This is a genomic window from Rhodococcus sp. 15-725-2-2b (genome assembly GCF_002259075.1).
Lineage (GTDB): Bacteria > Actinomycetota > Actinomycetes > Mycobacteriales > Mycobacteriaceae > Rhodococcoides.
Genome location: NZ_NPFL01000006.1, coordinates 177,888 through 202,936, shown reverse-complemented (window position 1 = coordinate 202,936; position 25,049 = coordinate 177,888). Strand labels below are relative to the sequence as shown.

Sequence of the window (25,049 nt, the reverse complement as noted above, 5' to 3'; positions counted from 1 at the left end):
CATCTGCTCACATTTCAGGGAGGCGGACATGGACGGATCGACGTCCGGCACCGGGGGAGCGAAGCCTTCGCGGTCCGGAGAGGATCTACGCCTGGCTCTGCGCGCCGCAACCATGTACCACCTCGAAGGCGCGACTCAGGCCGAGATCGCCGTCAAGCTCGGCGTCTCGCGCCCGACAGCAGGCCGGCTCGTTGCACGGGCTCGCACCCAGGGTCTGGTGACGATCGAGATCAACGTTCCCGACGATCTCCAGGGCACCGTCCACGCCGAACTCGAACGGGAACTCGAGGCGCAGTTCGGGTTGACCGAGGTGCTCGTCGTATCGGACGTCATCGACGGCACCGATGCCGGCTACGGGTCCCTGGGTCGCGCGGCTGCAACCTTGCTCTCGCGTCGCCTCAAGGATCAGGACGTTCTCGGCTTCACCTGGGGACCCGAGACGGTGGCGGTTGCGAGCTCTTTGAAGACGCGATCCACCAAATGTGCTGCGGTGGTGCAACTCGACGGTTCCATCACCTCGGCCGACTACCAGACCGGCGTCGAATACACGCTCGGGCGGTGTGCTGCGTACCTGCAGGCGACACCCATCAGGCTCAATGCGCCGCTGTACGCAGATCAGGCGACGGTTGTTGCGTTGGAGCAGGATTCGGTGATCTCACGCGCCCTCAAGGCCGGGACCGATGCCGATGTGATGATGTACGGCATCGGTCCCGTTTCCACGTCCACCACGTTGTTCGAGGGCAGCTTCATCGACCTCGAGGTGCTCGACGAACTGCGTCGACTCGGTGCGGTCGGTGAGATCGGCGGCCGGTTCTACGACGCCGAAGGCAACGACACCGGAGGATCGCTTCCCGGCCGAACCGTCTCGGTGGGACTCGACGCCATCAGGGCCTGCGATCGGGCTGTGCTCGTCACCGGCGGACAGCGCAAACACGAAGCGTTGCTCGGTGCTCTGCGGGGTGGCCTGGCCTCGATCCTGGTCACCGATATCGAAAGTGCACGTTGGCTCGTTGCGCAAGCTCCAGCAACGGCGACCTCCAATGGAAAGGTATTTCAGTGAGGGTATTACCGAAAGTGGTTGTCGCGGGCTCGCTCGCGACGACCTTGGTTCTGTCCGGATGTGCCGGTGCCGGCTCGTTCGGTGGTGACGGTGACGGTACGACGATCACCGTTGCGATCGTCTCGAATTCGCAGATGTCCGACGCCATCTCGCTTGCTCCGGAGTTCGAGGCGGAAAACCCTGGCATCAACCTGAAGTTCGTGTCGCTGTCGGAGAACGAGGCCCGTGCCAAGATCACGGCCTCGGTCGCGACCGGTGGCGGCGAGTTCGACGTGGTGATGATCAGCAACTTCGAGACCCCGCAGTGGGCCGAGAACGGTTGGCTGACCAACCTTTCCGAGTACGCGGACGCCACGCCGGGGTACGACGAGGACGACTTCATCCCGACGTTGAAGGAGTCGCTGTCGTACGAGGGCAGCATGTACTCCGTGCCGTTCTACGGTGAGTCGTCGTTCCTGATGTACCGCAAGGATCTCATGGAGGCCGCAGGCATCACGATGCCGGAGGAGCCGACGTGGCAGCAGGTGGCCGATGCCGCCGCGGCACTCGACAGCCCCGGCCTCTCCGGAATCTGCCTGCGCGGCAAGCCCGGTTGGGGTGAGGTGCTCGCGCCGCTCAACACCGTCATCAACGCGTTCGGCGGCCGCTGGTACGACGAGAACTGGAACGCTCAGTTGAACAGTCCCGAGGTACGAGAAGCCGTGCAGTTCTACGTCGACACCGTGCGTGAGCACGGTCAGGCCGGCGCGGCCACCAGTGGCTTCAGCGAGTGCGGAACGCAACTCTCGCAGGGCAACACCGCAATGTGGTACGACGCCACCTCGGCCGTCTCGGTACTCGAGGACCCGTCGTCGAGCAATGTCGTCGGGCAGATCGGTTACGCCAAGGCCCCGTCGGCGGCCAAGGGCGACAACGGTTGGTTGTACTCCTGGGCCCTCGGAATCCCCAAGACCAGCGAGGCTCCCGACGACGCGTGGAAGTTCGTCTCGTGGATGACCAGCAAGGAGTACCTGAACAAGGTCGGTAACGAACTCGGTTGGGAGCGGGTGCCTCCCGGTAGTCGCCTGTCGACCTACGAGATTCCCGAGTACGCGGAGGCGTCGGCGGCCTACGGTCAGCTGACCCTCGACTCCATCGACAGTGCCGACCCGAACAACCCCACCGTGGATCCGGTTCCGTACACCGGAGTCCAATTCCTGACCATTCCGGAGTTCCAGGACCTCGGTACCCGGGTCAGTCAACAGATCAGTGCCGCAGTCGCCGGGCAGATCAGTGTCGACGACGCTCTCGATCAAGCGCAGCAATACGCCGAAGTGGTCGGCAGGACCTACCAGGAGGACCAGGGATGACCACCACCGAAGAACGGACGGCTCCGGCCGGACCGGAGAAGTTCGTACCGAGACCGAGGACGATCTCCAAGGCCGAGGGGTGGCGTCGGCGCGGACCGCTGTTGCCCGCCTTGGTGTTCGCCATCATCGTCACCCAGATTCCGTTCCTGTTCACGCTGTACTACTCGACGCAGTCCTGGAACCTCGTTCGTCCCGGTTCGCGTGAGTTCAACGGTCTGAACAACTACATCGACGTCTTCCGCGACAGTCAGTTCCGCGAGGTCGCGATGAACACCGTGATCATGATCGTCGGAACGGTGATCATCTCGGTGGTGCTCGGTCTGGCCCTGGCGTTGCTGCTCGATCGAAAGTTCATCGGGCGCAGCCTCATTCGCACGCTGCTGATCACCCCGTTCCTCGTCACCCCGGTCGCCGGTGCGCTGATCTGGAAGACGACGATGTTCGATCCCGTCTTCGGTCTGATCAATTTCGCGCTGAGCCCGTTCGGGGTCGGCGAGATCGACTGGGTCTCGCGGTTCCCGCTGGCCGCGGTCATGACGAACCTGGTGTGGCAGTGGACGCCGTTCATGATGCTGCTCATCCTCGCCGGGCTGCAGTCCATGCCCAAGGACATCGCCGAGGCCGCACGCGTCGACGGGGCGGGCCCGTTCAAACTCTTCCGCGAGTTGACGTTGCCGCACCTGCGCCGGTTCATCGAACTGGGCACGGTTCTCGGTGCCATCTACCTCGTCAACACCTTCGACGCCGTCTACATGATGACCTCCGGTGGACCGGGAGTCGCGTCGGCCAACCTGCCGTTCTACATCTACCAACGGGCCTTCCTCGGATTCGACATCGGTCAGGCCGCGGCCATGGGTGTCGTCACCGTGGTGGCGACCATCATCCTCAGCACTCTGGCGCTGAGACTGATCTTCAAGAGCTTCAGCGCAAACGAGGAGGCGGCGTGATGAGCACGGCAACCACGAGCAAGAACAAGGCCGTCACACAGACCTCCGACGGCCAGGAGATCCGCAAGAAGAGCAAGTGGGGCCCGGGCACGGTCTGGTCGTTCGTCGCCTGGGTGGCCGGCATCGCCTTCTTCTTCCCGGTGCTCTGGATGGTCATCACCGGCTTCAAGCAGGAGGCCGACGCCTACTCCAACCCGCCGAAGCTGATCTTCACCCCCACCCTCGATCAGTACCGAGGTGTCCTCGAGAGCGGCATCGGCACCACCCTGCTGAACTCGGCGTTCGCGACGATCGTGTCGACGATTCTGGTTCTGCTGCTGGGTGTTCCAGCGGCGTTTGCGCTGTCGATGCGGCCGGTCAAGAAGACCCAGGACGTGCTGTTCTTCTTCATCTCCACCAAGATGCTGCCCGTCGTGGCCGTCATCGTTCCGCTGTACGTCATCGTCGGTGACATCGGCATGCTCGACAACATCTGGGCCCTGGTGGTCCTCTACACCGCGATGAATCTTCCGATCGCCGTATGGATGATGCGTTCGTTCTTCATGGAGGTGCCGGCCGAACTGCTCGAGGCCGCCAGCATGGACGGTGCGTCGCTGTGGACCTCGGTACGCGAGGTGATCCTGCCGCTCGTCTCTCCCGGTATCGCGGCGACGTCGTTGATCTGCGTGATCTTCTCGTGGAACGAGTTCTTCTTCGCCGTCAACCTCACTGCCGTTCAGGCCCAGACGATTCCGGTGTACCTCGTCGGATTCATCACCGGCCAGGGCCTGTACTGGGCCCAGCTGTCCGCCGCTGCGACGTTCGCAGCACTCCCCGTCGTCCTTGCCGGATGGTTCGCGCAGAACAAGCTCGTGCGCGGTCTGTCCTTCGGCGCCATCAAATAGGAGAAAGTCTCATGGCTGCAATCAAGTACAAGAAGGCATCCTGCGTCTACGAAGGTGCCGATTCGCTCGCCGTCGATTCCCTCGACCTCGAGATCGAGGACGGCGAGTTCGTCGTCCTGGTCGGACCGTCCGGCTCCGGCAAGTCCACCGCCCTGCGCATGCTCGCCGGTCTCGAAGAGATCGACGGTGGCGCAATCGAAATCGGCGGCAAGAACATGGTGGGCGTTCCGTCCAAGGACCGCGACATCGCCATGGTCTTCCAGAACTACGCGCTCTACCCCAACAAGACCGTCGGGGAGAACATGGGCTTCGCGCTCAAGATGCGCGGAGTGAGCCTCGAGAAGCGTCAGGCACGCGTCGCGGAAGCGGCCCGTCTGCTCGATCTCACTGAGTACCTCGACCGCAAGCCCGGCAAGCTCTCGGGCGGCCAGCGTCAGCGAGTTGCCATGGGCCGCGCAATCGTTCGCGAACCGCAGGTGTTCTGCATGGACGAGCCGCTGTCCAACCTCGACGCCAAGCTACGGGTGCAGACGCGTACGCAGATCGCGGCGCTGCAGCGCAGACTCGGCACCACGACGGTCTACGTCACCCACGATCAGGTCGAGGCCATGACGATGGGCGATCGCGTCGCCGTCCTGCGCGGCGGCAAACTGCAGCAGTTCGCCTCTCCCACAGACCTGTACGACAACCCCGTCAACGCGTTCGTCGCAGGATTCATCGGCTCCCCGGCGATGAACCTGATGACGGTACCCATCGGCTCGGGCGGCGTGCAGATCGGCAAGTTCCTGCTCCCGCTCGAGCGCGACGAACTGACCAAGCTCGCGAGCCTGGGAATCGACGAGGTCACCATCGGAATGCGGCCCGAGAATCTCGGCATCGTGCACGGTGGCGGTGAAGGATTCGAAGGAAAGGTCGATCTCATCGAGGAGTTGGGCAGCGAGTCCTACGTCTACGCACACCTCGACGACCCGAAGGTCAAGGGGCTCGACGGGGGACCGGTGTCGTTGGTGGCGCGTTCGGCAGTACGTGCCCCGGCGAGAATCGGCGAGAGCATCGGCCTGACACGCCTCGACGGTGCGATCCACCTCTTCCACCCCGAGACGGGGGAGCGCATCTAACGCGGCTGGTACGCGGTCTTTCGCGCGAGGATCAGTGCCGTCAGAAGCGCGGCACCCCAGAGCAGGAAGATGCCGTCGAAGAACAAGTGCCCGTACTTGACACTTCGATTCTCGTCCGATGCGATCAAGCCGATCACCGCGCCGACGAACGACGCCCCGCCCCAGAGGATCAGCAGCACCGAGCCGGGCCAGGAGATGCCGAGGATCAACGACGGCATCCTGGTCCGGTTCTGTGCTGCCAGGCGCGGCCGGTTCATGTACGCCAGGGCCGGAAGAATCGCCGCGCCGAGTTTGACCAACGCGAGCACCAGCAGTGCCGTTCGCGCTGCCGCCGGGTCGCTGTCGACCCACTCCGTGGCGAAGGCACCGACGGTATCGAGCATCCACCGTCCACCTGCGGCCCAATAGCCGGAAAATGCTGCGTGGACTGTCCCCAGTGCACCTGCGATCGCGAAGTATCCGATGGCCACGGTGGTCGAGGCTAGCCGAGTTGCCACCCCCGTTCAGGGGTAGCGAGCAATTGTTCATCTCACCTACCGTGACGGTGATGGGCATCACACGCGCAGGAGGAAACATGGCCGAATCGGCATACACGGCATTCAGGAACGCTCGCGATCTACTGCTCGACGCCTACGGCGAGTACGACCGCGCCGTCGACACTTTCGAGTGGCCGTCGTTCGGTGAGACGTTCAACTGGGCGATCGACTGGTTCGACGCGATCGCACGAGGCAACGACGGCACCGCGCTGTGGATAGTCGAGGAGGACGGCAGCGAGGCCAAGTACAGCTTCGACGACATCGCTCGTCGCTCCGACCAGGTTGCTCGGTGGCTCGAACAGCAGGGAATCGGCCGCGGTGACTCGGTGATCCTGATGCTCGGCAATCAGGTGGAGTTGTGGGAAGCGATGCTCGCGGTCATGAAGCTGGGCGCTGTGTTGATGCCGACCACCACGGCCATCGGATCCTCGGACCTGACCGACCGCGTGGTACGCGGCAATGCGCGAGCAGTGATCGTGAACCCCTCGGACACCGGCAAATTCGACGACGTCCCCGGCGACTACCTGCGTATCGCCACCTCCGCCTCCGACGGTTGGGTCGACTATTCCGGGGCCCGTGATGTCGAAGCTCGATCGTTCGAGTCGGTGACCGCTCCCACCGACCGACTGCTGATGTACTTCACCTCCGGCACCACCAGCAAGCCCAAACTCGTCGAGCACACTCAGATCTCCTATCCCGTAGGGCATCTGAGCACCATGTACTTCCTCGGGCTGCGCCCGGGAGATGTGCACCTGAACATCAGCTCCCCGGGGTGGGCCAAGCACGCGTGGAGTTGCTTCTTCGCCCCGTGGATCGCCGAGGCGACCATCTTCATCTACAACTACGGCAAGTTCGACGCGAAAGCACTGCTCGAGCAGATCCGGCGCGCCGAGGTGACGACGTTCTGCGCACCACCGACCGTGTGGCGCATGCTGATTCAGGCCGATCTCGCCGGCGGCGGCGGCTCGCTCCGCGAGGCGATCGGAGCCGGTGAACCGCTCAATCCCGAGGTGATCTCGCGGGTCCAGCAGGAGTGGGGCCTGAGTATCCGCGACGGGTTCGGGCAGACGGAAACCACTGCACTGGTGGCCAACACGCCTGGTGCGGTACTCAAGTCCGGCTCCATGGGTAGGCCGTTGCCGGGCGTCCCGGTGGTGATCGTCGACCCCACCACCGGCGAACTCGCCGACGAGGGCGAGATCTGCCTCGACCTGGCCCAGCACCCGTTCAACCTGATGACCGGCTACCTCGGTGACCCCGAACGCAATGCCGCCGTCATGGCCGACGGTTACTACCACACCGGCGACGTCGCATCACGGGACTCCGAGGGGTACATCACCTACGTCGGCCGCACCGATGACGTGTTCAAGGCCTCGGATTACAAGATCTCCCCGTTCGAGCTCGAAAGCGTACTCATCGAACACCCCGCCGTTGCCGAGGCAGCAGTGGTGCCCGCCCCCGACGAGACGCGACTGGCCGTTCCCAAGGCATACGTGGCATTGGCGTCGGGCTGGGAACCCAACGAGGACACCGCATTCGAGATCTTGAAATACGCACGCGAGCACCTGGCTCCGTTCCTGCGCGTGCGTCGCATCGAATTCTTCGAGCTACCGAAAACGATCTCCGGCAAGATCCGCCGTGTGGAATTGCGCGCTCGTGAGGATGCGGCCGTGGGTCCGCTGGAGACCGAGTGGCGCGACGACCAGTTTCCTGCGCTGAAGAGGTGATGTGACTGTCCACAATTTGCCTGCGGAGACGGGATCCCGATTCTCGAGGCGAATTGTGGACGCTCAGGTCACCTGCCCCAGAACCGTTCGAGGACGCCGAGCACTTCTGCGGAGGCCGCCATCGTCGTCGCATGATCGAACCCGCGGATGACATGCAATTCGGAGTTCGGTACCAACGCTGCGGCAGCGCGCGTGTCGTCGAGCCGGGTGCCGTCCTGCGAGCCGACGTAGAACAGCGACGGCTGGGTGAAGTGCTGCAGCGTCTCGTCCGGTAGTCCGGGATCGGCGTCATTGGCTCGGATGTACGCGGCCATTGCCTGAGCGTCGTTGGCGGAGAACACCGCTCGCGTACCGGGATCGATCGGGAACATGCGGTGGTTGTTCCACGCCTCGAGGAACCCGTCCATGCCACTGTGCTCCAACACATCCGCGCATCCCGGGAAGAACAGGCGATCGAACGCTCCGGCCTGAGCGCCGTGACTACCGCCGCCCACGGCCAGTGATCGCACTCGTTCGGGCCTCGCCGCGGTCAACGCCAAGCCAGCCCGGGCCCCGAACGAATAGCCGAGATAGTCGACGGTGTCGACACCCACTGCGTCGAGCACCGCAGTCAGATCGCCGACGATGATGCTCATCGCATACGCGTCGGGAGTATGGGGCTTGTCGCTGCGGCCGTGCCCGCGACTGTCGATCAGAATCAACTGCCGACTGCCGCGCAGCGCCTTCACATACCCGAACGTCCGCCAGATCGTGTGCGTCAGAAAACTGCCGTGCACCATCAACAGGGGTGGGCCTGACCCCACCACCGTGTACGCAATCCGTGTCCCATCGTCTGCATTCGAGGCGTACTCCACCCCGCGATTCTTGCCCACTGCGCCTGTGGGTCGCTCCGCAGGCTCCACTCCGGTCCACTCAATGTGACATTGACCCCCGAAAAGGCCACTGAACGTCACATTGACTCCTCACGGGTGGGCGCTTCTCTGGTGGGCGCTTCTTCGGGTGACTCGACGGTTGGGGTGAGGTCGATGGTGCGGGTCGGGCCGATGGCGTCGAGGAACGGTCGATCGTGGCTTGCGACGATCAGTGCACCTTCGAATGTCTCGAGTGCGTCGATGAGGTGTTGTCGGCTGGTGATGTCGAGGTTGTTGGTTGGCTCGTCGAGCATCAGTAGTTTCGGAGCGGGCTCTGCCAGCAGAATTCGTGCCAGTGCGGCGCGCAGTCGCTCTCCTCCGGAGAGGGTCGCGACGACGGCGTCGGCGTCGGATCCGCGGAACAGGAAGCGCGCGAGTTGGCCTCGGATTCGTTCGGCGGTGGCCTGTGGCGCGACGTCTGCGACGTTGTCGGCGACGGTGCGAGTCTCGTCGAAGATGTCGAGTCGCTGCGGTAGGTACTTCCACGGAACCTCGGCTCCGGTGGCGTCCAGAGCCCGTAGCAGTGTGGTCTTGCCGCTGCCGTTCGGCCCGACCAGAGCGATGCGTTCGGGACCGACGACAGTGAGCTCGTCGTGGGTCAGAACGACCTGTCCGGGATGGACTTTCGTTGCCGGGAGGTCGACGCGTATCTCGCGGTCGTCGCGCACGAGGTCCTCGGCGGCCGAGAGCGACGATCTGGCGTCGTCGACGCGATCGGTGTGGGTACCGCGTAGCTTTCCGGCCGATTCCTGTGCGGCGCGTTTTCGCGCACCCATGATGATCTTGGGTTCGCGCTTCTGCTCTTCCATCTTCTTGCCGTACCGCAGACGGCGGTCGAGTTTGATTCGGGTGTCGATCAATTCGCGTTCCTGCTTGCGGACGTCGTTCTTCGCGTCGCGGACCGTTGCCCGCGCCGCCTCCTGTTCGGCGTCGATCACCGAGCGATAGTGCCGGTAGTTGCCGCCGAACATGCGCAGCCGCGAGACTCCACTGCGCTCTGCCCGCACCTCGGCGATGGAGTCGACGCGTTCGAGCAGTTCGAGGTCGTGAGTGCACACGATCAGCACACCCGAATACCCGTCGACCGCTGTGTACAACCGTTGTCGCGCAACCCGATCGAGGTTGTTGGTCGGTTCGTCCAGCAGTAGTACGTCGGGCTCGGCCAGTAGCTCCGCGGTGAGAGCGAGCAGCGTGGCCTCGCCGCCCGACAGGGTGCCGATTCGGCGATCCAGGTCGTGGAGGGACTCGACGACGCTGCCGAGGCCGAGCTTGTCCAGCAACGCCAGAGCGCGTTCCTCGATGTCCCAGGCCGACCCGACGACTGCGAAGTCTTCCTCGTCGGCGGAACCGGATTCGATGCGATGCAATGCTTCTCGCACCGAATCGATGGCCAGTACCCGATCCACGGGTAGATCGGGGTCCAGTGTGATGTCCTGTCGCAGGTAGCCCAAGACGCCCGGCATCGTGATGGAACCTCGTTGCGGTACCAATTCCCCGGCGAGCAACCTCAGTAAGGTCGACTTCCCCGCGCCGTTGGAACCGACGAGACCTGTTGTGCCGCTGGTAAAGATGGCCGACAAGGCGTCGAACACGGGGTCGCCGTCGGGCCAGGAGAACGTCAGGTTCGAGACAGAAAGGGAGGATGAGTGAGGCATGGGCGCTCCAAAGGTGTGCATGCGGACGATCTGCAGGCGTCTAGGACCTTTGGAAGAGCAATGGCCTCTCCGAATCTGTGGGCAGCAGGGCAGGATCCACGCTAACCCCGAACCCCGCGAGCGCGCAATCGAATTAGATCGTCGGACCCTTCTTGCGTAGATCGTCGACCGTCTCCATGGCGCCGCGGAGCTCGTCCAACCACTCCTGGGTGTGTTCTCCGACCAGCTTGACGGCCCACGCGAGGGCGTCCGCGCGGGAGCGAGCGACGCCGGCGTCGACGAGGGTGTCCAGGACGCGACGCTCGGGCTGACGCAGGCGGGTCATGACCGGTACCGCGAGGTGGGTGAACAGGACCACGTCGGATCCGGTCCTCACACCCCAGGCGACCTTGCGTCCGTATCGCTTCTCGGCCTCGGCGGCGATCTGCATGCGGTCGCCGCGGGTCGTTTCTCGGAACCGTGCGATGCGACCCTCGTTGGTGGCCGGTGAAGTGTCCGGCTCTGCAGGCAATGTTCCGACGACGACGATCTCCTCTCGGTCGACCTCGACCGAGGCGGCACCGTCGAACCAGGTGTCCGGGAGTCGGCCACCGAACCAGTCGGCGGCGTCGGTGGCGTCCGGAATGTCTGCGTGCTGCCAGCCGCCGGGGCGGCCGAACGAGCGTCCGTTGGGTTTCATGAGGACTCCTTCGGTTGTGTTGTAAGACTGATTACATAATTACACCTCCTTTCGAGATCGTGCCACCAGTGTTTCGCGTACGCACTGGGGCATGATCGACCCCGTGCGCACTTCGAGAAGACCCACGACTCTGGCCGCGATCGTGTCCGTACTGGCATTGGTGCTCGCCGCCTGCGGTCAGAGTGGGCCCGATCAGCCGCAGACTGTCGCCGAGCAGTTCGCCGCCGCGGTCAACAGTGCGAACATCGACCAAGCGGCTGCGTTGACCACCGATCCGGCCGGCGCGACGGCAGCCCTCACCGAGCTGTACGACGGGCTTTCGGCAGGCGGAACGGTGACGGCAACTCCCGATTTCGAGGCCACCGACGCCAACGCCGATACCGGCACGTTCACGTTGAATGCCGGTTGGCGCTTCTCGACGACCACCGACGGCACCGCCGAACCCGACGGCGAGCCGAAGGAATGGAACTACACGACCTCTGCGACCGCGGCGGAGACCGAGCAGGGTTGGAAGATCACGTGGGATCCAACGATGTTGGTGCCGGGCCTGACGGCCGACTCGTCGGTGCGCTTCACTCCGACCGACGCGCTCGTCGCGCCGCGCATCTTCGACGGCAACGGCGTCGAGCTGATGTCGCAGCAGGTGGTCACCCTGGTCAACGTCGATGCTACGGCCGATCCCGTGGCTGTCGCGAACCTCGTCGGATCCGTCGTCCCGGGTATCACCGCCGAGTACGTCACCTCGACTGTGGCTGCAGCGCAGGGTAATTCGGCCACCATCGTGTTGCTTCGTCAGGCGGACATCGACCCCATCGGTGCTCAGCTCGCGACCGTCCCCGGAGTCACCCTGGCCCCGCAGACGCGGTTGCTCGCCACCGACCGCAACCTCGTGTCGCCGGTCCTCAACGACCTCACGACGCTGTGGGAGCAGGAGCAGGCGGCCAATCGTGGATGGGCTGTACAGGCTGTTGCAGCGGACGGCACCGTCACTCCGCTGGCGGGACGCGATGCCGGAACCGGCGACGATATTGCGACCACCCTGGATTCGGCACTGCAACTCAAAGCCGAGAATGCCCTTGCGTCGCTGCCGCAGCAGGCGGCCATCGTCGCGCTTCGGCCGTCGACGGGGGCGGTTCTGGCAGTGGCGCAGAATGCCGCCGCCGATGCCGAGGGCCCGATCGCGCTGACCGGCCTGTACCCGCCGGGGTCGACGTTCAAGACGGTGACCACCTCGGCTGCACTGCAGTCCGGTGCCGTCACCCCCGATACCGTGCTGCCGTGCCCGGCGACGGAGAACATCGAAGGCAGGCAGATCCCGAACGACGACAACTTCGATCTCGGCGACGTGCCGCTCCACACCGCCTTCGCCAAGTCCTGCAACACGACGATGGGCCGCCTCGGTGTGGCACTCCCGCCGAACGGACTGACCGACGCGGCCGCGCAGTACGGCCTCGGCGTCGACTACGTCACCCCCGGTCTGACGACCGTCACCGGCTCGGTCCCGTCGGCCGACACCCCGGCGCAGCGCGTGGAGTCCGCCATCGGTCAGGGGCAGGTGACCGCGTCGCCGTTCGGAATGGCGCTGGTCGCGTCGTCGATCGCGAACAACGGATTGCTGCCGCCTACGGTCGTCGTCGGAGAGCCGGGCGTGGGCAACATGCAGCCGGCAGCGGTGAACCCGCAGGTCACCGAGCAGATCAAGACCATGATGCGCGAGACGATCACCGGCGGCACAGCGACGGCTCTCAATGACATCCCCGGGTTGCTCGGCAAGACCGGCACCGCGGAGTTCGGTGCCAACAACGAAGGCGCCCACGGTTGGTTCGTCGGGATCTCGGGCGATCTCGCGTTCGCGGTGTTCGTGAACGACGCGGGCAGTTCGGGCCCGGCCATCGAGGCTGCGGGTCGTTTTCTGCGGTGAATCGGCTGCGGCCGAGTCTCAATCGTGACCGGCTCGTATGAATCCCGTGCTTGTTACTCGTGTGACTACAGTGAATATTGTGACTCATGAGTTCTATGAGTCGTGCCCGTCGTGGCCCGCGCAAGGTCCGCGGTCGCTACCTCGTCGCCGTTGCAGCATCGGCGACGTTGACGGTCTCGGCAGTGTTCTGGATGGTCGATCGCCCGCCGAGCGAGGCCGAGGTGCTGGTCTCGAAGTTCGTCGACGCCCTGGACAACCGCGATGTCGCGGCCGCTGCCGCGATGACGACCTACCCGAACGCCGCGACGGCCGCGCTGAACCAGATGTTCGACGGCTTGTCGGCCGGTGGCACGTCCACCGGTGACTTCGACCTGACCCAGTACATGGACCTCTCGGACGAGAGTGGATTCTTCACCCTGGCGTCCGCCTGGAACTTCGGTGAGGGCAAGGACTGGAAGTACAGCGCACAGGGCTCGACCAAGAAGCTCAGCGTGGGTTGGCGCATCGCGTGGGATCCGGCCACCCTCGTCCCCGACCTCACCTCGGGCGGATCGGTCCGCTACACCCGGACCGACGCCGCCCCGCCGCTGATCTTCGACGCCGCGAACAACGTGCTGATGAGCGAGCGCACCATCAACGCCATCTCCCTCGACCCGGCGCAGATGAGCGATCCGGCCACGTCCACGGCGCAACTAGCGGATGTCATCGACGTCGTCGCCCCGCTCATCACCTCCGAATCGATGCTGGCCGAACTGAATTCGGCTGGCGGCGCACCGATCACCGCCGTGACCTTGCGTGACGACGACTTCGCCGTCCTCGAAGACGACCTGCGCGCCGTGCCGGGCGTCGTGGTCTCGCCGCAACCCAAACTGATCGTCGACGATCGTCGGATCACCTCTCCCGTGCTGGATTCGCTGCGCGCCGCATGGCAGGAAGGGCGCGACGCCACCGCAGGCTGGGCCGTCGACACCTACACCGTCGACGGAACCGGCGAACGCCGCGTCGGATTCCAAGGACCGGGCGGGCCGGACCTGCACGCGACACTCGATCCGCGTATCCAGTTGGCAGCCGAGAATACGGTCGTCATGGCGGGATCGTCGGCGTCGATCGTCGCCGTGTCCACCTCGACCGGCGCGATTCTCGCTGCGGCACAGAACAGTTACGCCAACGAGCAGGGCGACGTGGTGTTCGGGGGCTCCTACCCGGCAGGCACCGCGTCTGAGCTCGTGCGGGCCGTGCAGTCCGATCGCGGCGACGACAGTGCCGAAGACGCAGCTGCCGGCTTGGGTCTCGGTATCAACTACTCGATGCCGGGACTCGACGCCCACACAGGATCTCCCGCCGCGAGCCGCAGTGCGATCGACGGCATCAGGACCGTGTCCACTGCCTCCGGTGACGAGGCGACCGTGACTCCGTTCGGACTCGCGCAGATGGCAGCCGCGATCTCTCGGGGCAGCGCTCCGACTCCGGCGATCGTCGCGGGGCAGACCGCAGTCGCCGATCGAGAGTCCAAGGCAATGGGGTCGGATGCGGTAAACCGGTTGCGCGGCATACTCGCCGACTCGTCGAGCAGTAGCGGTCTCGACACGTTCGACGGTGTGCAGGGATTCGCCGGGGACAGTGGCGACGACCGCTTCGTCCTCGCCACCAGTGGTGACGTCGCATTCTCGGTGTACATCGAGGACGCGGACGGTGGTGACCAGGCAGTGCGGATGACGAGCCGGTTGCTGCAGGAGATGGCGAACCCCGTCGAATGAGCCTGAGGTTCAGGCCAGATAGTTAGGCGCGGTAGTTTCATTCGGTGACTGTGCTCGATTTCGGACTTCTGGTGGTGGCCGGGTTCTTCGCCGGGCTCATCGGGTTCGTCACCGGGCTCGCATCGCTCGTGTCCTACCCTGCTCTGCTCGCAGTGGGTTTGCCTGCGGTATCGGCGAACGTGACGAACACTGTTGCGTTGGTCGCGGCCGGTGTCGGAGCGACGGTGAGCTCCTCGGCCGAGCTGGCCAAGGACGGTAAGCAGTTGGTTCGCTACGCGATCTACTCGGCGCTGGGCGGCACCACGGGTGCGATTCTGCTGCTCAACACGCCGGACGGTTCGTTCGAGGTGGTCGTGCCGTTCCTGGTCGCTATGGCAGCCATCGCGCTACTGCTGCAGCCGAGTATCCGAAAGCTGTCCGGAGGCAGGCAGTTTCCGACGCTCTATCCCCTGGCGCTGTTCGCGGTCGCGATCTACGGCGGCTACTTCGGGGCCGGGGCCGGGGTCATCTTCCTCGCGCTGGCATTGATCTGCACGGCGGATACGTTCTGGCGCGCAAGCGTTCTGAAGAGCTTCTTCCTCGGTATCGCGAACCTGATTGCCGCGATCATCTTTTCGTTCTCCGGTCAGGTGAACTGGTGGGCTGCGCTCGCGCTGGCGATCGGTTGCTTCGCCGGCGGTGCCTGCGGGCCACCGACGGTCAAGGTGATCTCGCCGATCATTCTGCGTATTGCGGTCGGGATTCTGGGGCTCGGTCTCGCCGGGTGGCTTGGGTATCAGGCCTTCGGCTGACGGTCGGTGTTCGGCATGCTCAGGGCAGCGAGCCCGACGGCGGTCAGCGCCAGAAGGCCGAGAATCACGTACGCACCCGAGTAGCTTCCGGTCCATTCGGCGAGCACGGCACCGGCCCAGGGGGCCGAGGCCATCGCGATGACGATCGGCGCAGACATGATGCCGCTCAGATGCCCGTACTGGCTCGGACCCCAGCGATCGGTGATGGCGGTGGCCTGGACGAGTGTGAACAGTCCGCGCGCGAGTCCGGCACCGATCGCGACGGCGATCAGCGCCACGACCGAGGTGGCGACGCCGAGCAGGATGGTCGACAGGGCAGTTGCGGCGATGATCCCTACGGTCCTGGTTCGGGTACCGGCGAAGCGTTGCAACGGAAGGTAACCGATGCGGCCGAGCACCTGCCCGGCTCCGCCGAGACCGAGAGCCGTTGCCGCGAGAGCGGTATCGGCACCGTGTTCGATCAGCAGCGGAACCAGATTGAAGATTCCGGCGAACGCGACGAAGCCGGTGACGCTCATCGCTGCGGTGAGCATGACGAACGGACGACTACGGACGGTCTGTGCAGCAGTAGGTACTGCTCGCGCGTGCCCGGACTCACCCGTCGACGGCCACTGTCCGCGCAACCCGATCGAGTGCGCGGGAACGGTGACGATCAGTAGGACGACTGCGAGTACGAGATACGTTCGACGCCAATCGGAGTGGCTCGACAGGATCGCCGTCAGCGGAGCGAAGACCGTACTGGCCAGTCCCGCGGCCAGAGTGAGGATCATCAGGGCTCGGACGCGGTCGGTGCCCCACCACCGTGTCAGTGCAGCGAACGCAGGGGGATACAGCACCGCCCCCATGGCGATACCGGCCACGAACCATCCGAGAAAGAACAGCGGAAGTGTCGGGGACGTCGCGATGAGAACCAGCGCGGGTATCGCGAGAATCGACCCTGCGCTCATCACCCAGCGCGGTCCGCGGCGGTCCAGGATGCGACCGACGGGAACTCCGACCAATGCTGCAACGAACTGGCCGATCGAGAACGCGGCCACGATCGACGTCGTCGACCATCCGGTATCCGCGGAGATCGCAGGCGACAGAACGGGGAAGGCGTAGTACAGAATTCCCCAGCTGGTGATCTCCGTGACGCACAGAACCGACAGGATTCGGCGTCGCCCCGGGTGCGAAATTTCCAGGGGCAACGCCGAATCCACCGCCGCAGAGTCAGTCACGCGACGGTGCGCCGAGAGTGATCAACTCCGGCGCAGCAGGGGCACCGCAGCAACCGCCGGTCGACGGGGCGTCGGGCTCGTCGAACAGGCCCGCGCCGCCGCAGACGCCGGTGTCGGGAAGCGTCAGCTCGACCTTTCGTGCGCCCTCGTGGTCGCCGGCGAGTTCGGCTGCGATGCTGCGGACCTGCTCGTATCCGGTCATCGCCAGGAATGTCGGCGCGCGGCCGTAGCTCTTCATGCCCACCAGGTACAGGCCCGGCTCGGGCTGGGTGAGTTCCTCGACGCCGTGCGGTGACACCGATCCACACGAATGCAGGTTCGGATCCACCAACTCGGCGACGAACTTCGGTGCCTGCAGGGTGGGGTCGAGATCGAGGCGAACCTCGGACAGCCACGACAGGTCCGGCCGGAAGCCGGTGAGTGCGACGACGCGATCGACGTCATCGATGCGCGATCCGGTGTCACCGATCAGAGCGAGCCGATCACCCTCCACTGCAACCGTTTCGGTGCGGAAGCCCGAGACCACGGTGAGGAATCCGTCGTCGACCGCCTTCTTGGCACGCTGACCGAGAGCGCCGCGAGCGGCAAGTTCGTCCGCGTCCCCGCCGCCGAAGACCTCCGCGGTCACGCCTCGACGCACGGCCCAGGTGATCGTCGTACCGGGCTCGTCCGCGGCGAGTTCGGCGAAGGTGATGATCGCGGTCAGCCCGGAATGGCCGCTGCCGGCGATGACGATGTGCTTGCCTGCGAACGTGGATCGAGTGGCCGGGTCGGTCAGGTCGGGAACACGGTAGTCGATCCGGTCTGCGGCGGTCTTCTCGCCGATGGCCGGGAGTCCCTCGCTGCCCAGTGGATTGGGTGATCCCCAGGTGCCGGACGCGTCGACGACCGCGCGGGCGAGGATGCGTTCCTCGCTACCGTCGGAGTGGCGGATGTGCACCGACAGCGGCTCGGTGTCGCGGCCGGCGTCGACCACCCGGTCGCGTCCGCGGCGAGCGACGCCGACCACCTCGGAGTCGGTTCGGACCACATCGCCGAGAACGGCGGCCAGGGGCGCGAGATACCGCTCCACCCATTCGCGTCCGGTGGCGTAGGTGTCGCCGTCCGGCGCGGTCCAGCCGGTGGGTTCGAGCAGCCGGACGGCCGCGGGGTCGACGACCTCGGACCACGGAGAGAACAGTCGAACGTGATTCCACTCGGACACTGCCGATCCGGCAGACTTTCCGCGTTCGAGAACGACTACCCGGGAACCGGTTTCGGTCAGATGCGCCGCGGCGGCGAGACCGATGGGCCCTGCGCCGACCACTACTACGGGGTACGTGTTCATGACTGATCCACCTTTCTGCTGTTGACGATGGTGTCCACGGCTGCACGCGCTGTGCGGCCGACACCGACGAGCGTTGCCGACGCCGGGCCGGTCCAGTCGCCGTAGCCGAGAAGAATCAGGCTCGGTTCACCTCGAACATGGTTGCCGTCCAACACGATTCCCGACCCGTCGGCGTGCAGGTGCAGTGGCCGCAGGTGATGCAGAGCAGGGCGGAACCCGGTGCACCAGACGATCGCATCCAGCCGCTCTGTGGTGTGCCCGTCGGTGACACCGTCGGAGGTGAGCGCGGTGAACATCGGCCTGGCATGCAGAACTCCACGATCGCGGGCATCTCGCACCGGCGGGACCATCACGATGTCTCCCAGACCAGCGACCCCGCCGGAATCCGCTGCGCCCTCGGCAAGAGCGCGAGCCCGATCGCTGGCGACATCGAACAGCACTCGGCCGTCCACATCGTCGGGGAGAAACCTGGGCTCGCGGTTGGTGAACCACGCGGTGTCGGCGACGGCGGAGATCTCGGCCAGAATCTGCGCAGCCGAGTTCCCTCCACCGACGATGCCCACACGCATGCCGGAGAAGGAATCGGGCGCACGGTAGTCGGCAGCGTGCAGTTGCGTGCCCGCGAACTGCCGCATACCGGGGTAGCTGGGCCAGAACGGTCGCGACCATGTCCCGGTGGCATTGACGATCGTTGTGGCGCAGTAGGAGTCACCGTCGGTATCGACCCGATAGCCGTCGGTCGTCCGATGCACCGACGTCACCTCGACGGGCCTGCGCACCGGCAACTCGTACTTCTTCTCGTATGCCCGCAGGTAATCCACGACGTGCGATGCCGGAGGAAAGCCGTTGTGCCACGGAGGCATCGGCCAGCCGGGAAGTCTCGAGTACTCCGCCGGCGAGAACAGGTGCAGCGACGGCCAGTATTCCTGCCAGGACCCTCCGGCATGCGTCTGGTCGTCGAGAACGACGAAGTCGAGCCCGGCTCGTCGCAGGTAGTAGCCGGCGGCCAGTCCTGCCTGACCGCCGCCGATCACCACCACGTCGTACTTCATTCGAGTCAAGCGTCGGTGCCGCGCATGCGAGATGCGAGTTCCTCGACCCGAGCGGCAATGTCGTCACGGACGATACGCATGCGTTCGATGCCGTCGATACCGCGCTCGGACGGCTCGTCGGTGTTCCAGTTCTCGAACGTCGGTCCGTCCACTGGTTCCACGTGTGCCTCGCTGCCGAGGGTGACGACATAGTTCATACGGGCGAGCAGATCGGGATCGATCGGCTTGGGCGCTTCGCCCGACAATTCGACGCCGACTTCGAGGAGAGACTCGGCCGACAGCGCGTTGACGGCGCCACCCGGTTTCGTGCCGGCCGAGTGCACCTCCACCGAATCGCCCGCCGCCTTGCGCATCAGACCGGCGGCCATCTGAGACTTGCCGCCGTTCTTGACGCAGACGAACAGCACGCTCGGTGTCGTCATGACACCGAACTCTGCTTGGCCGGAACCAGTTCGGCGATCAGGTCTTCGATGCGGCTCCTGATCTCGTCGCGAATCGGCCGGACCGCCTCGACGCCTTTGCCTGCCGGGTCGGCCAGTGCCCAATCGCGGTAGCTCACTCCGGGGAACACCGGGCACGCGTCACCGCAGCCCATAGTGATCACGACGTCGGATGTCTCGACGGCTTCCGGGGTCAGAATCTTCGGGGACTGGGACGAGATGTCGATGCCGACCTCGGCCATGGCCTCGACCGCTGCGGAGTTGACGGTGTCCGCGGGAGCGCTTCCGGCGGAACGCACTTCGACGGCGTCGCCGGCGAGATGAGTCAGAAATCCGGCGGCCATCTGAGATCGGCCGGCGTTGTGAACACAGACGAACAGAACGCTGGGGGTGGCGGACATCAGAATTCCTTCGGGGACGTGGTCGTGGACACGGCGGGGGAGAAGCGTTTGCGCAGTGCGAGCGAGACGTAGACGAGGCCGACCAGCACTGGTACCTCGATGAGTGGTCCGACGACTCCGGCGAGGGCTTGCCCGGATGTCGCCCCGTAGGTCGCGATGGCGACGGCGATCGCCAGCTCGAAGTTGTTGCCTGCTGCGGTGAACGCGAGGGTGGTGGTGCGTTCGTAGCCCAGACCCATCGCAGCACCGAGAGCGTAGCCGCCGCCCCACATCACCGCGAAGTACACGAGCAGTGGCAGCGCGATACGCACCACGTCGAACGGCTGTGACGTGATCTGATCACCCTGCAGCGCAAAGAGAACGACGATGGTGAACAGCAGGCCGTAGAGCGCCCACGGGGCGATCCTGGGGATGAACTTCTCCTCGTACCATTCGCGGCCCTTGGCGCGTTCGCCGAAGAAGCGAGACGCGAATCCCGCTATCAACGGGATTCCGAGGAAGATGAGGACCGACTTGGCGATCTGCCACGGCGACGCCTCGATGGTCGTCTGGTCCAGGCCCAGCCAGCCGGGCAGAACCGAGAGGTAGAACCATCCGAGGACCGCGAACATGAACACCTGGAACACCGAGTTGATCGCGACCAGAACCGCGGCGGCTTCTCGGTCGCCGCAGGCGAGGTCGTTCCAGATGATGACCATCGCGATGCATCGAGCGAGGCCGACGATGATCAGGCCGGTTCGGTATTCGGGCAGGTCGGGAAGGAAAAACCATGCGAGAGTGAACATCAGGGCCGGACCGAGGACCCAGTTGAGCACCAACGAGCCGATCAGCAGGCGCTTGTCTCCGGTGACGGTATCGAGGCGGTCGTAGCGAACCTTGGCCAGTACCGGGTACATCATGATCAGCAGTCCGATGGCGATCGGAAGTGACACCCCGTCGATCGAGATGGCCGACAGCGTGTCGTTCAGCCCGGGGATCATGCGTCCCAGGAGCAGACCCACGACCATGGCCACGCCGATCCACACGGGCAGGAACCGGTCGAGGGTGGAGAGCTTGCCGACCACGGCAGTATCGGTTTTCGTACTCATGCCATGACCTCCGTGGACTCTGCAGCGTTCAGCACGGCGGAAAGTTGCTGCAGCGCAGCGGGAATCACCGAGTAGTAGACCCAGGTGCCGCGGCGTTCGCAGTCGAGCAGGCCGGCTTCGCGCAACACCTTGAGGTGGTGCGAGATGGTGGGTTGGGAGAGGTCGAATGCGGGGGAGATGTCGCAGACACATGCTTCGCCGCCTGCATGGCTGGCGACGAGGCTGAGAAGGCGAAGCCGCACGGGATCTCCCAGTGCTTTGAACATGCGGGCGAGATCTCCTGCCCAGTCCGCGGTGAGGGGCTCACGGATCAGCGGCGAGCAGCATTCGCCGTCGACGGGAAGGTCTTGATTCGACATCCGTCTATATTGACGTCTACCGAATCAGGCGTCAAGTGAACAGTTGCCGAACCCGAAGAAGGCGGTACCCGACACCGAGCGCGACCACGCCGGTTCCGACGACGATCGACGGCACCGGCAACGTGGCGATCAGCACCACGCATCCGATGCTGCCGATGACCTGGAGGGCGCGTGGGTAGCGGCGATGCTCGGCATCCTGGGTGAACGCGCTCAGATTGGCCACCAAGTAGTAGAGCAAGACCCCGAACGACGAGAAGCCGATGGCGTCACGCAGATCCACTGTCAGGACCAGCACGCAGACGATCACAGCCAGGGTGATCTCGGCGCGATGCGGCACCGAGTACCGCGGGTGGACTGCGGCCAGATACGACGGCAGGTCGCGATGGCGGGCCATCGCCAGGGAGGTGCGGCCGATACCGGCGATCAACGCGAGCAATGCCCCCAGCGCAGCCAGGCCGGCACCGATCCGCATCACCGGCGACGCCCACGAATGTCCCGACGCCACCGCGAGATCGACCAATGGGGCAGACGACGAGGCCAGGAGTTCGGGGCCGAGAACCGTCAACAACGTCACCGCAACGAGCGTGTAGACCAGCAATGCGATACCGAGCGCGGAGACGATGGCGCGTGGGATGGTCCGTTCGGGTCGGACGACCTCCTCGCCGAGGGTCGCGATGCGCGCATAGCCCGCGAAGGCGAAGAACAGCAGTCCCGCCGACTGCAGAATGCCGTACCACCCGTTCTCGGTGAACGAGCCGAGTCCGTCGACGGCGGGAACGGACGAGCCGGTGAGGCCGAGGACCACTGCGATGACGAGGACGGTGAGGACGGCGGTGACCAAGATCTTCGTCAGCACGGCCGTGCGGGTGATGCCGAAGCAGTTCACCGTGGTGAGCGCTGTGATGGCAAGTATCGCAACGAGTTCGGTGTAACCGGCAGGTGCGACATAGGCTGCGAACACCAAAGCCATGGCCGCCGAACTCGCGGTCTTACCGATCACGAACGTCCACCCGGCCGCAAAGCCCGGCCACTCGCCGAGCCGCTCACGGCCGTAGACGTACGTGCCGCCCGACGTCGGATACTGCGCGGCCAGCTGGGCCGAGGAGGTGGCGTTGCAGAATGCGACGACCGCAGCGACGGCCAAACCGATGAGCAGGCCCGCCCCTGCGACGGCCGATGCGGGAGCGAACGACGCGAACACCCCGGCCCCGACCATCGAACCGACACCGATGACGACGGCGTCGACAAGACCGAGGCGACGGGCCAGCGGCTGTGTCACGCCCGAAGCCGGTTCTCGCTCACGGCGACAACTGTAGGCGCTGCGAATCGACTCAGCGCAGTTCCTGGAACTCCGACAGCAGCGCGAAGGAGGCCTCGCACAATTCGGTCTGCGTCAGCAGGATGCCGATGGTCCCGTCCGGGTCGACGAAGAAGTCGGTGCCCTGCCCGCCGGACCAGCCGTACCGGCCGAGATGGTCACCGTCGGTGACGACCGAGACGCCGAATCCCCACCCCGTTCCCGGCCAGAAGCCGGGGTAGAAACTCTCGTCGGTCTTGATCGACGCAGGCACCTGGTCGTGTGTCATCAGCTCCAGGTGCTCGGTCGACACCGACGTCTCGATCGCACGAAGGAAGCGGTGAAAATCGGTCGCCGTCGACACCAGCTCGCCGTGACTGACGTCGACAGGGGGCGGTCCCGCGTAGGGCCCGCCTGCGGCGGGTTCGGTTTCGATCAAGGACCCGTTCTCCAACCGGTAGGCCGCCGTCAGGCGGTGGCATCGGTCGGTCGGTACCCACAGCCCGGTGTCGGGCATGTCGAGTGGCGTGAACAGGTCGTCCCGGAGGTGGTCCTGCAGAGACCGGCCGACGATGCGAGAGACGAGGATGCCGAGGATCGCGAAGCCGTGGTGGTAGCGCCACCCGGTACCGGGCTGGAACGCCAGAGGAAGTTCGGTCATGCGTGCCAACCACTCGTCCGCGCCGAGCGGAGACGGCGCGGGGCCTGCTTCGGTGTCGTTGTCCCTCATGGCCCGGGCCAGCGGGGTGTCTCCCATCTGAATTCCGTACCCACTGGTGTTGGTCAGCAAGTGCCGCAACGTGATCGGTCCCTCTCGAGCGACGGTGTCGTCGAGTGCAGCGTCGGGGCGGGTGAGCACCGGCAGGCCGGCGAGTTCGGGAAGCCAGGGCACGACATCGTCGTCCAGCGTCAGTCGGCCCGCCTCCACGAGACGCAGGGCGGCCACGCTGGTGACGATCTTGGTCATCGACTGGATCCGGACGATGGCGTCGACTGCCATCGGTGGGCCGCCGACCGCCGATGATCCGACCGCGACGGGTTCTGCGTCAGGGCCACCCAGTAACGCTGTTGCCCCCGGCATCAGCCCGTCCTCGATGTGCCGGGTCAACAGCTCTCGCACGGTTCCGCTCACGGAACTCATCGTGTCACCGGAGCGGTCGGGATTCCAACGGTCGCTACTTCCGGTTCTGGTACACGTCCGGGATGCCGTCGTGGTCGTCGTCGCGGGTTTCTTCGATGTGGAAGTCCCGGTAGGCCTTGTTGCGGCTGCGCAGGATGATGGCGGCCAACGATGCCGCGATGATCGAACCGGTCAGGACGCCGACCTTGACGTGGTCGTCGCGCTCGGTTCCTTCGCCGAAGGCAAGGTCGCCGATCAGCAGCGAGACGGTGAATCCGATACCCGCGAGCATCGAGACGCCCAGGACGTCGAGCCATTTCAGTCCGGCATCCAGTGTGGCCCGAGTGAACCGCGAGACGAGGTAGGTGGTGCCGAAGATGCCGACGGCCTTGCCGATGACGAGGCCGGCGATGATGCCGATGGCGATCGGATCGGTGAGAGCGCTTCGCAGGCCGGAGAATCCGCCGACGGTCACACCGGCCGCACAGAATGCGAACAGGGGAACCGCGATGCCCGCGGAGATGGGCCGGATCTTGTGCTCGAAGTGCTCGGCGAGTCCGGGGCCTGCTTCGGGGCCACCGTTGGCCTTGCTGCGCATGACCGGAACAGCGAAGCCGAGCAGCACGCCCGCGACGGTGGCGTGAACGCCGGACTCGTGCATGAGAACCCACGTCACGACAGCCAGTGGGATCAGGATCCACCAGGAGCGAACGCGCATCTGTACGGCCACGGCGAACAGCGCGAGCGGAATCAGCGTCAGGCCGAGCGCGACGAAGTTGATGTCGTCGGTGTAGAAGATTGCGATGACGCTGACGGCCAGCAGGTCGTCGACCACGGCCAGAGTCAGCAGAAAGGTTCGCAATGCAGTCGGCAGGTGGGTGCTGATCACGGCGAGAACGGCGACGGCGAACGCGATGTCGGTTGCCGTCGGGATGGCCCAGCCGAGCAGAGCTCCGTCTCCGGTGCCGAGGTTGATCAGGACGAAAATGACTGCAGGAACTGCCATTCCGCCGACCGCCGCAGCCACCGGTAACGCGGCGCGTGCCGGATCGCGCAGGTCGCCTGCGACGAATTCTCGCTTGAGCTCGAGTCCGACGACGAAGAAGAAGATGGCCAGCAGCCCGTCGGCGGCCCACGTCGAGAGCGTCAGATCGAGATGGAGCGCCGAGGGGCCGACCCGGGTGCTCATCAGCGAGTCGTATGCCGCGGACCAGGGCGAGTTGGCCCAGATCAGTGCGACGAGGGTGGCGACGAGAAGCAGTGCTCCACCGACGGTCTCCTTGCGAAGGATCTGCGCGACGCGGTCGGCCTCGGACCAGGAGCCGCGGGAGAACAGCGGCAATCGTGTGGGTGGAGTCGATGAATCTGTCACGGTGAGAACGCCTTTCGGTAGCTTCGTCGAGCTGCGAACCG

General features: G+C 65.2%; 23 protein-coding genes. 9 read left to right on the top strand and 14 right to left on the bottom strand.

Annotated features, from left to right (window positions below; translation table 11 throughout):
- Positions 1 to 28: 28 nt before the first annotated feature.
- Genes CH306_RS06700 through CH306_RS06680 form a run of 5 tightly spaced genes read left to right on the top strand, consistent with a single transcriptional unit; the run spans position 29 to position 5,358 of the window.
- Positions 29 to 1,060 (top strand): sugar-binding transcriptional regulator, encoded by a 1,032-nt coding sequence (locus CH306_RS06700; protein ID WP_045197341.1) that lies wholly within the window; start codon positions 29 to 31, stop codon positions 1,058 to 1,060.
- Positions 1,057 to 2,409 (top strand): ABC transporter substrate-binding protein, encoded by a 1,353-nt coding sequence (locus CH306_RS06695; protein WP_441344292.1) that lies wholly within the window; start codon positions 1,057 to 1,059, stop codon positions 2,407 to 2,409. The genes CH306_RS06700 and CH306_RS06695 overlap by 4 nt, the downstream gene beginning before the upstream one ends.
- Complete coding sequence (locus CH306_RS06690) at positions 2,406 to 3,356, top strand: carbohydrate ABC transporter permease (protein WP_045197339.1); 951 nt, start codon at positions 2,406 to 2,408, stop codon at positions 3,354 to 3,356. The genes CH306_RS06695 and CH306_RS06690 overlap by 4 nt, the downstream gene beginning before the upstream one ends.
- Positions 3,356 to 4,240 (top strand): carbohydrate ABC transporter permease, encoded by an 885-nt coding sequence (locus CH306_RS06685; RefSeq protein ID WP_094646077.1) that lies wholly within the window; start codon positions 3,356 to 3,358, stop codon positions 4,238 to 4,240. Before CH306_RS06690 ends, CH306_RS06685 begins: the two co-directional genes overlap by 1 nt.
- Positions 4,241 to 4,251: 11 nt before the next feature.
- Positions 4,252 to 5,358: an ABC transporter ATP-binding protein gene (locus tag CH306_RS06680; protein WP_032396682.1), complete on the top strand. Its 1,107-nt coding sequence runs from the start codon at positions 4,252 to 4,254 to the stop codon at positions 5,356 to 5,358.
- Here the strand turns inward: CH306_RS06680 and CH306_RS06675 are convergent.
- Complete coding sequence (locus CH306_RS06675; protein ID WP_094646076.1) at positions 5,355 to 5,828, bottom strand: DUF3995 domain-containing protein; 474 nt, start codon at positions 5,826 to 5,828, stop codon at positions 5,355 to 5,357. The genes CH306_RS06680 and CH306_RS06675 overlap by 4 nt on opposite strands.
- A gap of 77 nt (positions 5,829 to 5,905) precedes the next feature.
- Here CH306_RS06675 and CH306_RS06670 point away from each other — a divergent pair, with 77 nt between their 5' ends.
- The gene (locus tag CH306_RS06670; protein WP_371828379.1) at positions 5,906 to 7,621 is read left to right on the top strand and encodes an AMP-binding protein; all 1,716 of its coding nucleotides are present in this window, start codon (positions 5,906 to 5,908) and stop codon (positions 7,619 to 7,621) included.
- 68 nt (positions 7,622 to 7,689) lie between these two features.
- On the opposite strand, the gene CH306_RS06665 is transcribed toward CH306_RS06670, so the two are convergent.
- The 3 genes from CH306_RS06665 to CH306_RS06655 all read right to left on the bottom strand — a co-directional run bounded on the left by CH306_RS06665 (position 7,690) and on the right by CH306_RS06655 (position 10,866).
- Positions 7,690 to 8,475 (bottom strand): alpha/beta fold hydrolase, encoded by a 786-nt coding sequence (locus tag CH306_RS06665; RefSeq protein ID WP_094646409.1) that lies wholly within the window; start codon positions 8,473 to 8,475, stop codon positions 7,690 to 7,692.
- Positions 8,476 to 8,570: 95 nt separating this feature from the next.
- Positions 8,571 to 10,187, bottom strand: a complete 1,617-nt coding sequence (locus tag CH306_RS06660) for an ABC-F family ATP-binding cassette domain-containing protein (protein WP_094646075.1) — start codon at positions 10,185 to 10,187, stop codon at positions 8,571 to 8,573.
- 133 nt (positions 10,188 to 10,320) lie between these two features.
- Complete coding sequence (locus CH306_RS06655; RefSeq protein WP_094646074.1) at positions 10,321 to 10,866, bottom strand: hypothetical protein; 546 nt, start codon at positions 10,864 to 10,866, stop codon at positions 10,321 to 10,323.
- Between the two features lie 91 nt (positions 10,867 to 10,957).
- Here CH306_RS06655 and CH306_RS06650 point away from each other — a divergent pair, with 91 nt between their 5' ends.
- The 3 genes from CH306_RS06650 (at position 10,958) to CH306_RS06640 (ending at position 15,335) form a co-directional block, all read left to right on the top strand.
- The gene (locus CH306_RS06650; RefSeq protein ID WP_094646073.1) at positions 10,958 to 12,787 is read left to right on the top strand and encodes a penicillin-binding transpeptidase domain-containing protein; all 1,830 of its coding nucleotides are present in this window, start codon (positions 10,958 to 10,960) and stop codon (positions 12,785 to 12,787) included.
- 95 nt (positions 12,788 to 12,882) lie between these two features.
- Positions 12,883 to 14,544 (top strand): NTF2-like N-terminal transpeptidase domain-containing protein, encoded by a 1,662-nt coding sequence (locus tag CH306_RS06645; protein WP_179272792.1) that lies wholly within the window; start codon positions 12,883 to 12,885, stop codon positions 14,542 to 14,544.
- A 44-nt stretch (positions 14,545 to 14,588) separates the two neighbouring features.
- The gene (locus CH306_RS06640; RefSeq protein ID WP_032396677.1) at positions 14,589 to 15,335 is read left to right on the top strand and encodes a sulfite exporter TauE/SafE family protein; all 747 of its coding nucleotides are present in this window, start codon (positions 14,589 to 14,591) and stop codon (positions 15,333 to 15,335) included.
- Here the strand turns inward: CH306_RS06640 and CH306_RS06635 are convergent.
- The 10 genes from CH306_RS06635 to nhaA all read right to left on the bottom strand — a co-directional run bounded on the left by CH306_RS06635 (position 15,320) and on the right by nhaA (position 25,008).
- Positions 15,320 to 16,552 (bottom strand): MFS transporter, encoded by a 1,233-nt coding sequence (locus CH306_RS06635; RefSeq protein ID WP_256981071.1) that lies wholly within the window; start codon positions 16,550 to 16,552, stop codon positions 15,320 to 15,322. The two genes, CH306_RS06640 and CH306_RS06635, sit on opposite strands and share 16 nt — an antisense overlap.
- Complete coding sequence (locus CH306_RS06630; RefSeq protein ID WP_094646071.1) at positions 16,545 to 17,879, bottom strand: FAD-dependent oxidoreductase; 1,335 nt, start codon at positions 17,877 to 17,879, stop codon at positions 16,545 to 16,547. Before CH306_RS06630 ends, CH306_RS06635 begins: the two co-directional genes overlap by 8 nt.
- Positions 17,876 to 18,931, bottom strand: coding sequence for an ArsO family NAD(P)H-dependent flavin-containing monooxygenase (locus tag CH306_RS06625; RefSeq protein ID WP_094646070.1), 1,056 nt, complete (start codon positions 18,929 to 18,931; stop codon positions 17,876 to 17,878). The genes CH306_RS06630 and CH306_RS06625 overlap by 4 nt, the downstream gene beginning before the upstream one ends.
- Positions 18,932 to 18,936: 5 nt before the next feature.
- Positions 18,937 to 19,353 carry an arsenate-mycothiol transferase ArsC gene (locus tag CH306_RS06620; protein WP_094646069.1) on the bottom strand — a complete coding sequence of 139 codons (417 nt, stop codon included), beginning with the start codon at positions 19,351 to 19,353 and terminating at the stop codon, positions 18,937 to 18,939.
- Positions 19,350 to 19,772: an arsenate reductase ArsC gene (locus CH306_RS06615; protein WP_094646068.1), complete on the bottom strand. Its 423-nt coding sequence runs from the start codon at positions 19,770 to 19,772 to the stop codon at positions 19,350 to 19,352. The genes CH306_RS06620 and CH306_RS06615 overlap by 4 nt, the downstream gene beginning before the upstream one ends.
- A complete protein-coding gene (arsB, locus tag CH306_RS06610; protein ID WP_094646067.1) occupies positions 19,772 to 20,860 on the bottom strand; it encodes an ACR3 family arsenite efflux transporter in 1,089 nt (362 codons plus the stop codon). The genes CH306_RS06615 and arsB overlap by 1 nt, the downstream gene beginning before the upstream one ends.
- Positions 20,857 to 21,219 (bottom strand): ArsR/SmtB family transcription factor, encoded by a 363-nt coding sequence (locus CH306_RS06605; RefSeq protein WP_032396671.1) that lies wholly within the window; start codon positions 21,217 to 21,219, stop codon positions 20,857 to 20,859. Before CH306_RS06605 ends, arsB begins: the two co-directional genes overlap by 4 nt.
- Positions 21,220 to 21,250: 31 nt before the next feature.
- Positions 21,251 to 22,435, bottom strand: coding sequence for an APC family permease (locus CH306_RS06600; protein WP_094646407.1), 1,185 nt, complete (start codon positions 22,433 to 22,435; stop codon positions 21,251 to 21,253).
- A 115-nt stretch (positions 22,436 to 22,550) separates the two neighbouring features.
- Entirely contained in the window at positions 22,551 to 23,648 is a 1,098-nt protein-coding gene (locus CH306_RS06595; RefSeq protein WP_218829665.1) for a serine hydrolase domain-containing protein, read from the bottom strand.
- 43 nt (positions 23,649 to 23,691) lie between these two features.
- Positions 23,692 to 25,008: a Na+/H+ antiporter NhaA gene (nhaA, locus tag CH306_RS06590; protein WP_045197296.1), complete on the bottom strand. Its 1,317-nt coding sequence runs from the start codon at positions 25,006 to 25,008 to the stop codon at positions 23,692 to 23,694.
- Between the last annotated feature and the right edge of the window lie 41 nt (positions 25,009 to 25,049).